Below are 13,697 nucleotides of genomic sequence, written 5' to 3' on the forward strand. Positions count from 1 at the left end.
TGCCCCCCAACAGGGCGTAAAGAACCGATAAATTTCGCGAGTGATCACAATTCCAGAATTATATTTGGCTTCTGCATACTCTTTCTTATTTTCGTGTGGCAAAGCGCTGCTTGTCGTAAAAATATTCACTTTTTATGCAATAACAGTGAATAACTCCATATCGTAACTAATTGATATTCTGTAACCCTAACCCGTTTATGCATTTTTATCGCTGGCTGGCACGAAGGCTGCAATCTACATTCACAGTGCAAACACTCAATTATTTAACATCTAAATAACCTTTTATTTACCGGATGAGGTCGCTATGTCTCTGTCAATTACGCGTGAAAATTTCGATGAATGGATGATGCCGGTTTACGCTCCGGCGGCTTTTATTCCGGTACGGGGGGAAGGCTCACGCCTGTGGGATCAACAGGGCAAAGAGTATATCGACTTTGCAGGCGGGATTGCAGTAAACGCGCTGGGTCACGCGCACCCGGCACTGCGTCAGGCGTTAAACGACCAGGCGGCGAAGTTCTGGCATACCGGTAACGGTTTTACCAACGAGCCCGCTCTGCGACTGGCGAAAAAGCTGATCGACGCAACGTTTGCCGAAAAAGTCTTTTTCTGTAACTCAGGTGCGGAAGCAAACGAAGCTGCCCTGAAGCTGGCGCGCAAATATGCACACGATAAATTTGGCGTTCATAAGAGCGGTATTGTGGCGTTTAAAAACGCGTTCCACGGCCGCACGCTCTTTACCGTCAGCGCCGGCGGTCAGCCGTCATACTCGCAGGATTTTGCGCCACTGCCGCCGGATATTCGTCACGGCGTGTATAACGATCTGCAGTCCGCCAGTGAGCTTATCAACGACACCACCTGTGCGGTGATCGTCGAGCCTATGCAGGGTGAGGGCGGGGTCCTTCCGGCGCAAAAAGCGTTCCTGCAGGGGTTGCGTGAGCTGTGCGATCGTCGTCACGCGGTGCTGATTTTCGATGAAGTCCAGACGGGGGTGGGGCGTACCGGTGAGCTGTATGCCTATATGCACTACGGTGTAACGCCGGACGTGCTCTCTACGGCGAAAGCGCTGGGCGGTGGCTTCCCGATTGGCGCCATGCTGACCACTGATAAATTCGCCAGCGTAATGACCGTGGGTACGCATGGTACAACATACGGGGGTAACCCGCTGGCTACCGCCGTGGCCGGGCAGGTTCTCGACATCATTAACACGCCGGAAGTGCTCAAGGGCGTTAAACAACGTCATGACTGGTTTGTTGAGCGCCTGAACGCCATCAACAGCAAGACGGGACTGTTTAAAGAGATCCGCGGTCTGGGTCTGTTAATTGGCTGCGAACTCACACCTGAGTTTGCCGGAAAAGCTAAACTTATTTCACAGGAAGCGGCAAAAATGGGCGTGATGGTACTGATTGCCGGTGCCAACGTGGTGCGTTTTGCCCCTGCGCTGATTGTCAGCGAGGAAGAGGTGAGAACCGGTTTAGACCGTTTTGCACTGGCCTGTGAACATGTGAAGTCCGGGGTGTCATCATGATGGTCATCCGTCCCGTTGAGCGCGGCGATATCGCCGCGCTCATGCAGCTTGCCGGTAAGACGGGAGGCGGGCTGACCTCGCTTCCTGCCGATGAAAAAACGCTGTCGGCGCGCATTGAGCGCGCCCTGCAAACCTGGCAGGGGACGTTGCCAAAAAGCGAACAGGGTTATGTGTTCGTTCTCGAAGATACCGACACCGGTACCGTGGCCGGCATTTGCGCAATCGAAGTGGCCGTCGGGCTTAACGACCCGTGGTACAACTACCGTGTCGGTACGATGGTTCACGCCTCAAAAGAGCTGAACGTCTATAACGCGCTGCCCACGCTTTTTCTCTGTAATGACCACACGGGAGCCAGCGAGCTTTGCACGCTGTTCCTCGATCCTGCGTGGCGGAAAGAGGGCAACGGTTATCTGCTCTCCAAGTCGCGTTTCATGTTTATGGCCGCGTTCCGCGATCGTTTTAACGAAAAGGTCGTCGCCGAGATGCGCGGCGTAATCGACGACACCGGCTATTCACCTTTCTGGGAGAGCCTCGGCGAGCGCTTCTTCTCGATGGAGTTCAGCCGCGCGGACTATCTGTGCGGCACCGGGCAGAAAGCGTTTATCGCCGAACTGATGCCGAAACACCCCATCTATACCCATTTCTTAAGCCCCCAGGCGCAGGCGGTGATTGGCGAAGTGCACCCGCAAACCGCGCCGGCCCGGGCGGTGCTGGAAAAAGAGGGTTTCCGCTACCGTAACTATGTGGACATCTTTGACGGCGGACCTACCCTGGAGTGCGATATCGACCGCGTGCGTGCGATCCGTAAAAGCCGGCTGGTTGAGGTTTCCGAAGGCCAGCCTGCACCGGGTGAGTGGCCGGCATGTCTGGTGGCTAACGAGCAGTACAACAATTTCCGCGCCATGCTGGTGCGAACCAACCCGAAAAGTGAACGTCTGGTGCTGACGGCCGCGCAACTGGATGCCCTGAAATGTAACGCCGGCGACACGGTTCGCCTGGTGCGTCTCTGCCCTGAGGAGAAAACAGCATGACTTTATGGATCAACGGTGACTGGGTCACGGGCGAAGGCGAGCCGCGCATAAAGACCAATCCGGTCGGACAAGAAGTGCTCTGGAAGGGAAATGACGCCAGCGCCGGGCAGGTCGAACAGGCCTGTCATGCCGCCCGTCGCGCTTTCCCGGGATGGGCGAAACAACCGTTCTCCGTACGTCAGGGAATAGTCGAGAAATTTGCATCACTGCTGGAGGCCAATAAAGCCGAATTGACGCGCGTTATCGCTCAGGAAACCAGCAAGCCGCGCTGGGAGGCGGCCACGGAAGTGACGGCGATGATCAATAAAATCGCCATTTCGGTGAAGGCGTACCATACCCGTACCGGTGAGCAACATACCGATATGCCTGACGGCGCGGCCACGCTGCGCCACCGTCCGCACGGCGTGCTGGCGGTATTTGGCCCCTATAACTTCCCGGGGCATCTGCCGAACGGGCATATCGTGCCCGCGCTGCTGGCGGGCAATAGCGTGATTTTCAAGCCGAGTGAGTTAACGCCACTGACCGGTGAGGTGGTGGTGAAGCTCTGGGAACAGGCTGGTCTGCCGCACGGGGTGCTCAACCTGGTGCAGGGGGGACGTGAAACCGGCCAGGCGCTGAGTGCGTTGAGTGATATCGACGGCCTGCTGTTTACCGGCAGCGCCGGAACAGGCTATCAACTGCATCGCCAGCTGGCGGGGCAGCCGGAAAAAATTCTCGCGCTGGAGATGGGCGGTAACAACCCGCTGATCGTTGAAGATCCCGATGATATCGACGCGGCGGTGCATTTGACCCTCCAGTCAGCGTTTATTACCGCCGGACAGCGCTGCACCTGCGCGCGTCGTCTGCTGGTGAAACGGGGTGCACAGGGCGACGCCTTCCTCGCGCGGCTGGTGGAAATCAGCGCGCGTCTGGTGCCTGCGCAGTGGGATGCCGACCCACAGCCGTTTATTGGGGGGCTGATTTCCGAGCAGGCCGCGCTGAACGTGCTGAAAGCCTGGCAGGATCACGTGGCGCGCGGGGCGAAAACCCTGCTTGAGCCAAAGCAAATCAAGCCCGGAACATCGCTCCTGACGCCGGGCATTGTTGAGATGAGTGGCGCACGCAACGTGCCGGATGAAGAGGTCTTTGGCCCGCTGCTCTGCGTCTGGCGTTATGACGATTTTGACAGCGCCATTGAGATGGCTAATCACACCCGCTATGGACTGTCGAGCGGTCTGATTTCCCCGCATCGTGAGAAATTTGATCAGCTGCTGCTCGAAGCACGCGCCGGGATTGTGAACTGGAATAAACCGCTTACCGGTGCGGCGAGTACGGCACCGTTTGGCGGGGTAGGCGCTTCGGGTAACCACCGCGCCAGCGCGTGGTATGCCGCAGATTACTGCGCGTGGCCGATGGCGAGCCTGGAAACGCCTGCGCTGACGCTGCCGGAAACGCTGAGTCCGGGGCTGGATTTTACTCAGGGGGATCGTCATGAAAGCGCGTGAAGTCAACTTTGACGGGCTGGTGGGGCTAACGCACCACTATGCCGGCCTCTCGTTTGGTAATGAAGCCTCGACAAAGCACCGTTTTCAGGTCTCTAACCCGAAACTGGCGGCGAAGCAGGGGCTGCTGAAAATGAAAGCCCTGTCGGATGCCGGTTTCCCGCAGGCGGTGATCCCGCCGCAGGAGCGCCCGAACGTGGCGGTGTTACGTCAGCTCGGCTTTAGCGGCAGCGATGAGCAGGTTATCGAAAAAGCGGGTACGCAGACGCCGCACCTGCTTTCAGCGGCGAGCTCTGCCTCGTCGATGTGGGTGGCAAACGCTGCTACCGTTGCACCGTCGGCCGATACGCTGGATGGCAAAGTGCATTTAACGGTGGCGAACCTGAATAACAAATTCCACCGTGCCACTGAAGCGGAGACGACCGAGCGCGTTCTGCGTGCGATTTTCCGTGATGAGGCCCACTTTGAGGTTCATCAGGCGTTGCCACAGGTGGCCATGTTCGGGGATGAAGGAGCGGCAAACCATAACCGTCTTGGGGGGGATTATGGCGATCCCGGCGTGCAGCTGTTCATTTACGGGCGAGAAGAGGGCGGCCATTCGGCACCTGTCCGTTATCCCGCCCGCCAGACGCTGGCGGCAAGCCAGGCCGTCGCGCGGCTGAACCAGGTGAATCCCTCACAGGTGATTTTTGCTCAGCAGAACCCGCAGGTGATTGACCAGGGGGTTTTCCACAACGACGTCATTGCCGTCTCTAACCGTCAGGTGCTGTTCTGCCATGAACAGGCGTTTGCCCATCAGGAGAAGCTGCTCGCTACGCTGCATGAGCGGGTGCCGGGGTTTATGCCTATTCAGGTGCCGACCCAGGCGGTCAGCGTGCAGGACGCGGTTGAAACTTACCTCTTTAATAGCCAGCTGTTGAGCCGTGAGGACGGCAGCATGATGCTGGTGCTGCCGCAAGAGTCGCAGGACCATAAAGGGGTGTGGCGTTATCTGTCTGAACTGGTGAAGGCCGATAACCCGATCGATGAACTGCGCGTCTTTGACCTGCGCGAAAGCATGGCCAACGGCGGCGGTCCGGCCTGTTTACGCCTGCGCGTAGTGCTAACGCAGAACGAAATGCAGGCTGTTAATCCGGCCGTGATGATGAATGAGACGCTGTTTAACTCCCTGAATGACTGGGTGGAACGTTACTATCGCGACAGATTAACGCAGGCCGATCTGGTCGACCCTCAGCTACTGCGTGAAGGGCGTGAGGCACTGGACGCGTTAACAACAATCCTGCAGTTGGGATCGGTTTATCCGTTCCAGCGCTAAAGGAGTGGCTATGGAAAATTTACTGGCGTTGACACTGGCCGATGAAACCCCCGAACAGCATGAGGGGGAGGGCCCCTCATTTCACTGGCGGTGGCTGGGTCGCGGCGTCCTTGAACTGACACCGGCCGCGAAGAGTGAGTTATCGCTGCTGCTTTCAACCGGCATCCATGGCAATGAAACCGCGCCGGTTGAAATTGTCGACCTGCTGCTTCGCGCGTTGTATCGGGGAGATATCACCCTGCAGTGCCGTCTGCTGGTGGTGCTTGGCAACCCGCCAGCGCTGGCGCAAAACAAACGTTATCTTGAGAGCGACCTTAACCGCATGTTTGGCGGCCGCTGGTCACAGTTTGTGCCGGGCGATGAAACGTCGCGGGCGCAGTGGCTTGAGCACGTGGTTGCCACATTTTTCGCCGCGGCCGGTCCCGTGCGCTGGCATCTCGACCTGCATACGGCAATTCGCGCCTCTTATCATGTGCGCTTTGGTGTTCTGCCCCAGCGTAACCAGCCGTGGGATGAGGCGTTTCTGAGCTGGCTGGGCGACGCCGGGCTGGAGGCTCTGGTGTTTCATCAGTCGCCGGGGGGCACATTTACCCATTTCACCTGTGAGCATTTCGGCGCGCTGGCCTGCACGCTGGAACTGGGAAAAGCGCTACCGTTTGGCCAGAACGATCTCACGCGCTTCGCGCCAACACATCTTGCGCTTCGCGCGCTGCTCGGGGGATTGGCACCCGAGCCAACGCAACAGACTGTCGTGCGTTATCGGGTCGTACAGCAGATCACTCGCCGCAGCGAGGCCTTCCGGCTGCATATGGCCGCCCACACGCTGAACTTCACCCCTTTTCGCAAAGGCGTTCTGCTGGCGGAAGATGGCGACGAGCGTTACGAGGTGCAGAAAACCACTGAATATGTTCTGTTCCCTAATCCATCAGTAGCGTTTGGCCTGCGCGCCGGGCTGATGCTGGAAAAAGTGTCCTGAACATCTCCCCTCTCATTGCCTGAGAGGGGAACGTCAAAATATTTTTCTTAGCGATTAAAGCGCAATGACAACTATTGCAGAATATTCCTGGTGAATTGCTTTATTATTGGTCTTCACTTCGCTATACTTTTTTAAATTGCTTTGAAAATCATCATCTTGAATATTTTCGTTGCAACTCTCCATCCTTTATCCTTAATTCCTCCACATTTGGCGGTAATTTGTTTTTTACACTTTCATTGTTTTACTGTTGCTCTGATTAATTGACGATAAACCCCGTAAAGTTAATCTCGTCAACACGGCATAGCGCCGAAGAATAACTGAAAGTAAGGAAATAAATTATGCGTAAGTTTACTGCACTGTTTGTTGCTTCTACCCTGGCTCTGGGCGCTACCAGCATGGCGTTCGCTGCAGATACCGCGACCACCACCACTGCCGCGCCTGTCGAAGGCAAAATGATGATGCATCATAAAGGCAAGCCGGGTATGCACCACGAGATGATGATGTTTAAAGATCTGAACCTGACGGATGCACAGAAACAGCAGGTCCGCGACATCATGAAAAGCCAGCGCGACCAGATGAAACGTCCGTCACTGGACGAACGCCGCGCGATGCATGACATCATCGCCAGCGACAGCTTCGATAAAGCAAAAGCCGAAGCGCAGATCGACAAAATGGCTGAGCAGCATAAAGCCCGCATGCTGGCGCATATGGAAACCCAGAACAAGATCTACAACATTCTGACGCCGGAACAGAAAAAACAATTTAATGCCAATTTTGAGAAGCGTCTGACAGAACGTCCAGCAATGGAAGGTAAAATGCCAGCACCAACTGAATAATCGGTTCAACATCTTAAGACCGCCGGGATCCTGTCCACAAAAGCGCTAACGCTGTGGACAGGACCGGCGGTTTTTCTTTCCTGCCCTCTTGTCTGCCGCCGCCAGAGCGGTATTCTCCTGTAGTCGCTTCAGAGAATGTTTGCAGAGTCATGGCGTTATAATTTTTATTAACGTTCCGCTAAGGCCTGCCCGCTTTGCTGCCGATACTGTGTCTGTGAAAACCCAACGATAACAAACAAGACAGCAACGATAGCGATATCCTTGCCCTGGCACAGGTTGTGCCTTTCAGGAGTGGTGATGGAGTTCTTTGATATCCGTAAGATGCCGGTCAGCCTCTGGCGCAATGGCGCAGGCGAGACGCGGGAAATTTGTTGTTTTCCGCCCGCAACGCGCGATTTTTACTGGCGTGCCAGTATCGCGACCATCGCCAGCAATGGCGAATTCTCCTCTTTTCCCGGTGTCGATCGGGTGATTACCTTGCTTGAAGGGGGTGAGGTAACGCTGGATGCCGGTCAGGCGTTCTGCCATACCCTGAAACATCATCAGCCATACCATTTTTCCGGCGATCAGCCGGTGAAAGCGCTGCTTTCCGAAGGACGGATGTCGATGGATTTCAACATCATGACCCGGCGTGACCGTTGTCAGGCGAAAGTGCGTGTCGCTGACCGCACCTTTACCACGTTCGGCTCCCGCGGGGGCGTCGCGTTCGTGTTAAGCGGGGCGTGGCAGCTTGGCGATAAGTTGCTGACGGCCGATCAGGGCGCCAGCTGGGAGGAGGGCGTCCATACTCTCCGCCTGCTGGAGGCTCAGGGCACCTTATTATTCAGCGAAATTAACTGGCTGCCGGGGCACTAAGCTCTATGACCTCATACTTGCCGGTTAGCACGGGCTTGCAGAGAATTTTGTAGCCATCGTGGTCGAAACCGGCGGGTGTGCGCAGCAAGGTTGCCGCATCGTTTACATCGTCAACAGCACCCAGCCAGAGCCAGTTATTGATGATGTGATACTGGGTCATCGCGTCACCAACTTCTTTTAGCGCAACGGCACCCTCCCACGGCCAGCAGTTAACGCTAAGCGCTGCCAGCCCTGCGAGGAGCCGGGCGTGGTGTTCCTCAATGCTTTCTTTCCCGCAGCAGGCACCTGCGCAGCGCTTCAACGCTGAGCGGAAACAGGCACGCCCGCGGGTGGTTGCTTCGAGGCCTAGCAGGCTGTAGCACAGCTGTAACTCATCGGCCAGCGTTTGCAGAGCCTGCAGAGCCGCCCGTTTATTTGCGAACAGCCCGTAGAGATTGGGGGCGTGAGAAAAATCGACTTCGCGTGCGTAGACAACCTGCGGCTTACCGGCGTTTATCTGCAGGGAGCAGAGCTGCCGGTTGCGGCGCAGACGCTTATTGAACAGCGGCTGTTGCTCTTTGATCAGCCGGGCTTCCAGTAAGAGCGCGCCCATCTCTCCGGCGGTACGAAACCAGGTGATGCGTCGCGACTGGCGCAGCATTGCCGCCTCGTCTGGCGTACGCAGATGAGACATGACCCGGCTGCGAATATTTACGCTTTTGCCAATGTAGAGCGGAAGGGTGTCACTCTCACCGTGAAAGATATACACGCCCGGCTGTTTAGGCAGTTCCTCAAGCCAGGGGCGAAGATGTTCGGGATATTCGTAGATAGCCGCCGCTTCAAACTCAAGACGCGGGGCGGATTGACGCCTGCTCACATACTACTCCATATACTGTTCAGGCATACAGTGTAGCAGAGCCGGTTTGGTTAAAAAAGAGCCGGATGGCGCAACGGACGGTGCGGGAGAACACCCCCTCCCCAGAGAGAGGGTGCCAGAGTGTCACTTTTTCCAGAAATCATCGAACACGGTGATCGGTGGGCGACGCTTGTGCTCGGTTTTCAGATACCAGCTTTCAATGATCTTCGCGGTACCTTCATCCAGTTTTTTGCCTTCCAGATAATCATCAATATTGTCATAGGTGACACCCAGGGCCGCTTCATCCGGCAGGGAGGGGCGATCGTCTTCCAGATCTGCCGTTGGCGCTTTCCTGTAAAGGTGCTCCGGGCAACCCAGCGCGGCAAGCAGCTGCTTACCCTGACGTTTGTTGAGACGGAAGAGCGGGTTAATATCGGTACCGCCGTCGCCATACTTGGTGAAGAAACCCGTGATGGCTTCTGCCGCATGGTCGGTACCGACCACAACGCCTTTGGTCATCCCGGCAATGCTGTATTGCGCTTTCATACGTTCACGGGCTTTTTCATTGCCGCGGACAAAATCGCTCAACTCAATGCCTGCTTCGCGAAGCGCCTGCTCGCTGGCCAGCACCGATCCTTTGATATTGACGGTGAGCACGCGATCGGGCTGGATGAAGGCGATGGCATCCTGGCAATCCTGTTCATCGGCCTGCACGCCATAGGGAAGACGCACGGCAATAAACTGCAGCGCGTCATCACCCGTCTCTTCGCGGAGCTCTGAAATCGCCATCTGGCAGAGTTTACCGGCCAGGGTTGAGTCCTGACCGCCGCTGATGCCCAGCACCAGGGATTTCAGGAACGAGTGAGTTTTTAAATAAGACTTTAAAAAATCCACGCTGCGGCGGATCTCTTCTTGTGCGTCTACCGCGGGCTTCGCGCCCAGCGCCTGAATAATCTCTTGTTGCAGAGCCATCACGCCCTCCATATGCAGAACATAAACAGATTGTGTTAACTGTTAAAACTAACCCTTTGAACGAGAAACGACAAGGATCACAGTTTCGAGTGCGTTAAATTGCGGCGATTTAGCAGGTTATCGTTGTTTTATTAGAATTTTCCGAAATTCGTCTGGCGGAATTCACAAAGTTGAACAATAGTACTTTTTATTCCATGCTTAGATAACACGCTGATAAACAAGAGGACGGAATATGAACAAGAACGTAGCAGGAATTCTTAGCGCAGCGGCGGTACTGACTATGCTGGCAGGGTGTACGGCCTACGACCGCACCAAAGATCAGTTTACACAGCCCGTAGTGAAAGATGTCAAAAAAGGCATGACCCGTTCGCAGGTGGCTGCGATTGCCGGCAAGCCTTCTTCTGAAGTGACAATGATTCATGCACGCGGTACCTGCCAGACCTATATCCTGGGTCAACGTGATGGTAAGGCAGAGACCTACTTCGTTGCGTTGGATGAGACCGGTCATGTGATCAACTCCGGTTACCAGACCTGTACTGAATACGATACCGATCCGCAGGCACCTAAGGCGCAGTAACCCTTCTTGCCTGAGTATGTTAACAAACCGGCCGTTGGGCCGGTTTTTTTATACATACGTAAATCTTATTTCTTCTCGCGAATTATTTGCCTGAAATGTGAAGGTAGTCAACACGCCAGGTCAATGAGAGACAATTTGCCCCTGTGCAGAATTATCTCCTGTCTGTACCATTGCGTATACTCACTCCAACGACAAACAACAGTAAGCAAACTACCTGTCTGCCAGGATAGCGAGTCGAGTGATAGCGCGATGGCAGGTAGTCATACGAGAGGGAAGTTACTATGGAAAAGAAACATATCTATCTGTTCTGCTCAGCAGGCATGTCAACCTCGCTTCTGGTGTCAAAGATGCGTGCTCAGGCTGAGAAGTATGAAGTCCCGGTGGTAATCGAAGCGTTTCCGGAAACGCTGGCGGGCGAAAAGGGCCAGACAGCCGACGTCGTTTTACTGGGGCCGCAAATTGCCTATATGTTGCCCGAAATTCAACGTCTGTTACCCAATAAACCGGTCGAAGTGATCGATTCGGGATTGTACGGCAAGATTGATGGTTTAGGTGTATTGAAAGCTGCTGTTGCAGCAATTAAAAAAGCTGCTAATTAATTTTTATTTTTCCCGTCAAAGAGTTATTTCACACACAATACGCCGTAACCTGCGTTGCGGCATTTAAGGGTATTTTCCTATGAGTAAAGTCATCGCTTCACTTGAAAAGGTACTCCTTCCTTTTGCTGTTAAAATAGGAAAGCAGCCTCACGTTAATGCCATCAAAAACGGTTTTATTAGATTAATGCCGTTGACGCTGGCTGGGGCAATGTTCGTTTTAATTAACAACGTTTTTCTGAGCTTTGGTGAAGGTTCCTTTTTTTATTCATTAGGAATTCGATTAGACGCTTCCACAATTGAAACCCTTAATGGTTTAAAAGCCATCGGCGGCAACGTATATAACGGTACGTTAGGTATTATGTCGCTGATGGCACCTTTCTTTATTGGCATGGCACTGGCGGAAGAGCGGAAAGTGGATCCGCTGGCCGCAGGTTTATTATCCATTGCCGCCTTTATGACCGTGACGCCATACAGCGTCGGTGAGGCCTATGCCGTAGGGGCCAACTGGCTGGGGGGCGCTAATATCATCTCCGGTATCGTTATCGGTCTGGTGGTTGCGGAGATGTTCACCTTTATTATTCGTCGCAACTGGGTTATCCGTTTACCGGATAGCGTGCCGGCGTCCGTTTCTCGTTCATTTTCCGCGTTGATTCCAGGCTTCATTATTCTCTCCATCATGGGGATTATCGCCTGGGCGCTCTCTCATTGGGGCACTAACTTCCACCAGATCATCATGGACTCTATCTCAACGCCGCTGGCGTCAATGGGTAGCGTGGTCGGTTGGGCGTATGTGATTTTCACCTCCCTGCTGTGGTTCTTTGGCGTGCATGGTTCACTGGCACTGGCGGCGCTGGACAGCGGTATCATGACCCCATGGGCACTGGAAAACGTTGCACTTTACCAGCAGTACGGCTCCGTTGACGCGGCGCTGGCAGCCGGTAAAACCTTCCATGTGTGGGCGAAGCCGATGCTTGACTCTTATATCTTCCTGGGGGGTACCGGGGCGACGCTGGGTCTGATCATCGCGGTCTTTATTGTTTCTCGTCGCGCTGACCATCGTCAGGTTGCGAAGCTGGCGCTGCCGTCAGGCATCTTCCAGATTAACGAGCCGATTCTGTTTGGTCTGCCAATCATCATGAACCCGGTAATGTTCATTCCGTTCATTCTGGTTCAGCCACTGCTGGCGGCCATAACCCTGACGGCCTATTACCTGGGCATTATCCCACCCGTCACCAACATTGCGCCGTGGACCATGCCGGCGGGTCTGGGGGCGTTCTTCAACACCAACGGTAGCGTGGCTGCCTTCCTGCTGGCGATATTCAACCTCGGGATTGCAACACTGCTCTATATGCCATTCGTGGCGATAGCAAACAAAGCTGCAACCGTTATCGATGAAGAAGAGAGCGAAGAGGATATCGCCCTCGCACTGAAATTCTAAAATTGCACGGCGCGGGGCAACCCGCGCCAGCCAAAAGGAGCTTAAAAATGTTAGATTTGGACAGTATTGTCGCAGAAGAAACCGCAGAGAACGATCTGGAAGAGGTGGTGATGGGGCTTATCATCAATTCCGGGCAGGCGCGTAGCCTGGCGTATGCCGCGCTCAAGCAGGCCAAGCAGGGTGATTTCGCAGCCGCGAAAACCATGATGGCACAGTCCCGTACGGCGCTGAACGAAGCGCACCTGGTGCAGACAAAGCTTATCGAAAGTGACCAGGGTGAAGGCAAGATGAAGGTCAGTCTGGTGCTGGTGCATGCGCAGGATCATCTGATGACGTCGATGCTGGCACGTGAACTGGTGGCCGAGTTAATTGAGCTTCACGAGAAGATGCAGTAAGGCAGATTTTGCAGCAGGAGGTCAGCGCGATGGAAATAAAAACCGCACTTGAACAGCAACTGTTTAATGGCAAAAATTTTCACGTGATTATTTACAACAAGACGGAGAGCGCGAGCGGTCTGCATCAGCATGACTACTATGAGTTCACGATTGTTCTGACCGGTCGCTACTACCAGGAAATCAACGGCAAGCGCGTCCTGCTTGAGCGGGGAGATTTCGTCTTCCTGCCGATGGGGTCCCATCACCAGAGCTTTTATGAATTTGGTGCAACCCGCATTCTTAACGTAGGTGTCAGCAGACGCTTCTTTGAGAAACACTATCTGCCGCTGGTGCCGTTCTGCTTTGTGGCCTCGCAGGTCTATCGCATCAAAAACGAGTTCATGACCTGGATTGAAACGGTTATCGCCTCGCTTAACTTTCGCGAGAATGAATTTGATGAGTTTATTGAAACGGTGACGTTTTATGTGATGAACCGTCTGCGCCATCATCGTGAAGAGCAGCAGGTAAGCGATGATATTCCGCAGTGGCTGCGCAGTACGGTTGAACTGATGCACGATAAAGGACAATTCAGCGAAAATGCGCTGGAAAATATGGTCGCTTTGTCCGGTAAATCACAGGAATATCTGACCCGAGCAACTCAGCGTTATTATCGTAAAACGCCAGTTCAAATTATTAATGAAATCCGCATTAATTTTGCTAAAAAACAGCTGGAAATAACCAACTACTCGGTTACCGATATTGCTTATGAGTCAGGCTACAGTAGCCCCAGCTTGTTTATTAAGACCTTTAAGAAATTGACTTCGTTCACACCGAACAGTTACCGGAAGAACCTGACGGTAATTAATTAAATTTCGGCGGATTT

The 13,697-nt window shown here is 54.3% G+C and carries 14 protein-coding genes; 12 read left to right on the top strand and 2 right to left on the bottom strand.

Going from position 1 to position 13,697, the window contains the following annotated elements; all coding sequences use genetic code 11:
• Nucleotides 1-304 precede the first annotated feature (304 nt).
• The 7 genes from astC (at nucleotide 305) to ves (ending at nucleotide 8,019) form a co-directional block, all read left to right on the top strand.
• The gene (gene astC, locus QRN24_RS02310) at nucleotides 305-1,525 is read left to right on the top strand and encodes a succinylornithine/acetylornithine transaminase (RefSeq protein WP_284942288.1); all 1,221 of its coding nucleotides are present in this window, start codon (nucleotides 305-307) and stop codon (nucleotides 1,523-1,525) included.
• Nucleotides 1,522-2,556: an arginine N-succinyltransferase gene (astA, locus tag QRN24_RS02315; protein WP_284942289.1), complete on the top strand. Its 1,035-nt coding sequence runs from the start codon at nucleotides 1,522-1,524 to the stop codon at nucleotides 2,554-2,556. The genes astC and astA overlap by 4 nt, the downstream gene beginning before the upstream one ends.
• On the top strand, nucleotides 2,553-4,040 hold the full coding sequence (gene astD / locus QRN24_RS02320) for a succinylglutamate-semialdehyde dehydrogenase (protein WP_020884423.1): 1,488 nt from the start codon (nucleotides 2,553-2,555) through the stop codon (nucleotides 4,038-4,040). Before astA ends, astD begins: the two co-directional genes overlap by 4 nt.
• The gene (astB, locus tag QRN24_RS02325; RefSeq protein ID WP_284942290.1) at nucleotides 4,027-5,352 is read left to right on the top strand and encodes an N-succinylarginine dihydrolase; all 1,326 of its coding nucleotides are present in this window, start codon (nucleotides 4,027-4,029) and stop codon (nucleotides 5,350-5,352) included. Before astD ends, astB begins: the two co-directional genes overlap by 14 nt.
• A 10-nt stretch (nucleotides 5,353-5,362) precedes the next feature.
• Nucleotides 5,363-6,328 (top strand): succinylglutamate desuccinylase, encoded by a 966-nt coding sequence (gene astE, locus QRN24_RS02330; protein ID WP_059305971.1) that lies wholly within the window; start codon nucleotides 5,363-5,365, stop codon nucleotides 6,326-6,328.
• A 338-nt stretch (nucleotides 6,329-6,666) separates the two neighbouring features.
• Nucleotides 6,667-7,164, top strand: a complete 498-nt coding sequence (gene spy / locus QRN24_RS02335) for an ATP-independent periplasmic protein-refolding chaperone Spy (RefSeq protein WP_020884420.1) — start codon at nucleotides 6,667-6,669, stop codon at nucleotides 7,162-7,164.
• A 297-nt stretch (nucleotides 7,165-7,461) separates the two neighbouring features.
• Nucleotides 7,462-8,019, top strand: a complete 558-nt coding sequence (gene ves / locus QRN24_RS02340; RefSeq protein WP_020884419.1) for an environmental stress-induced protein Ves — start codon at nucleotides 7,462-7,464, stop codon at nucleotides 8,017-8,019.
• Here the strand turns inward: ves and cho are convergent.
• Nucleotides 7,997-8,875: an excinuclease Cho gene (gene cho, locus QRN24_RS02345; RefSeq protein WP_014169671.1), complete on the bottom strand. Its 879-nt coding sequence runs from the start codon at nucleotides 8,873-8,875 to the stop codon at nucleotides 7,997-7,999. The two genes, ves and cho, sit on opposite strands and share 23 nt — an antisense overlap.
• 123 nt (nucleotides 8,876-8,998) lie before the next feature.
• Nucleotides 8,999-9,826, bottom strand: coding sequence for an NAD(+) synthase (gene nadE / locus QRN24_RS02350; protein WP_284942291.1), 828 nt, complete (start codon nucleotides 9,824-9,826; stop codon nucleotides 8,999-9,001).
• Nucleotides 9,827-10,058: 232 nt separating this feature from the next.
• Between nadE and osmE the strand changes: the two genes are divergently transcribed.
• The 5 genes from osmE to chbR all read left to right on the top strand — a co-directional run bounded on the left by osmE (nucleotide 10,059) and on the right by chbR (nucleotide 13,683).
• Nucleotides 10,059-10,403, top strand: coding sequence for an osmotically-inducible lipoprotein OsmE (gene osmE / locus QRN24_RS02355; protein ID WP_014169673.1), 345 nt, complete (start codon nucleotides 10,059-10,061; stop codon nucleotides 10,401-10,403).
• A gap of 281 nt (nucleotides 10,404-10,684) precedes the next feature.
• Nucleotides 10,685-11,002, top strand: a complete 318-nt coding sequence (gene chbB / locus QRN24_RS02360) for a PTS N,N'-diacetylchitobiose transporter subunit IIB (RefSeq protein WP_008500676.1) — start codon at nucleotides 10,685-10,687, stop codon at nucleotides 11,000-11,002.
• 79 nt (nucleotides 11,003-11,081) lie between these two features.
• Nucleotides 11,082-12,440 (top strand): PTS N,N'-diacetylchitobiose transporter subunit IIC, encoded by a 1,359-nt coding sequence (gene chbC, locus QRN24_RS02365; RefSeq protein ID WP_014169674.1) that lies wholly within the window; start codon nucleotides 11,082-11,084, stop codon nucleotides 12,438-12,440.
• A 47-nt stretch (nucleotides 12,441-12,487) separates the two neighbouring features.
• The gene (gene chbA / locus QRN24_RS02370; RefSeq protein ID WP_032681213.1) at nucleotides 12,488-12,835 is read left to right on the top strand and encodes a PTS N,N'-diacetylchitobiose transporter subunit IIA; all 348 of its coding nucleotides are present in this window, start codon (nucleotides 12,488-12,490) and stop codon (nucleotides 12,833-12,835) included.
• An 8-nt stretch (nucleotides 12,836-12,843) separates the two neighbouring features.
• Nucleotides 12,844-13,683 (top strand): transcriptional regulator ChbR, encoded by an 840-nt coding sequence (gene chbR, locus QRN24_RS02375; RefSeq protein WP_014169676.1) that lies wholly within the window; start codon nucleotides 12,844-12,846, stop codon nucleotides 13,681-13,683.
• Nucleotides 13,684-13,697: the final 14 nt, after the last annotated feature.

Origin of the sequence: Enterobacter sp. MEB024, assembly GCF_030209635.1 — a bacterium.
GTDB lineage: Bacteria > Pseudomonadota > Gammaproteobacteria > Enterobacterales > Enterobacteriaceae > Enterobacter > Enterobacter ludwigii.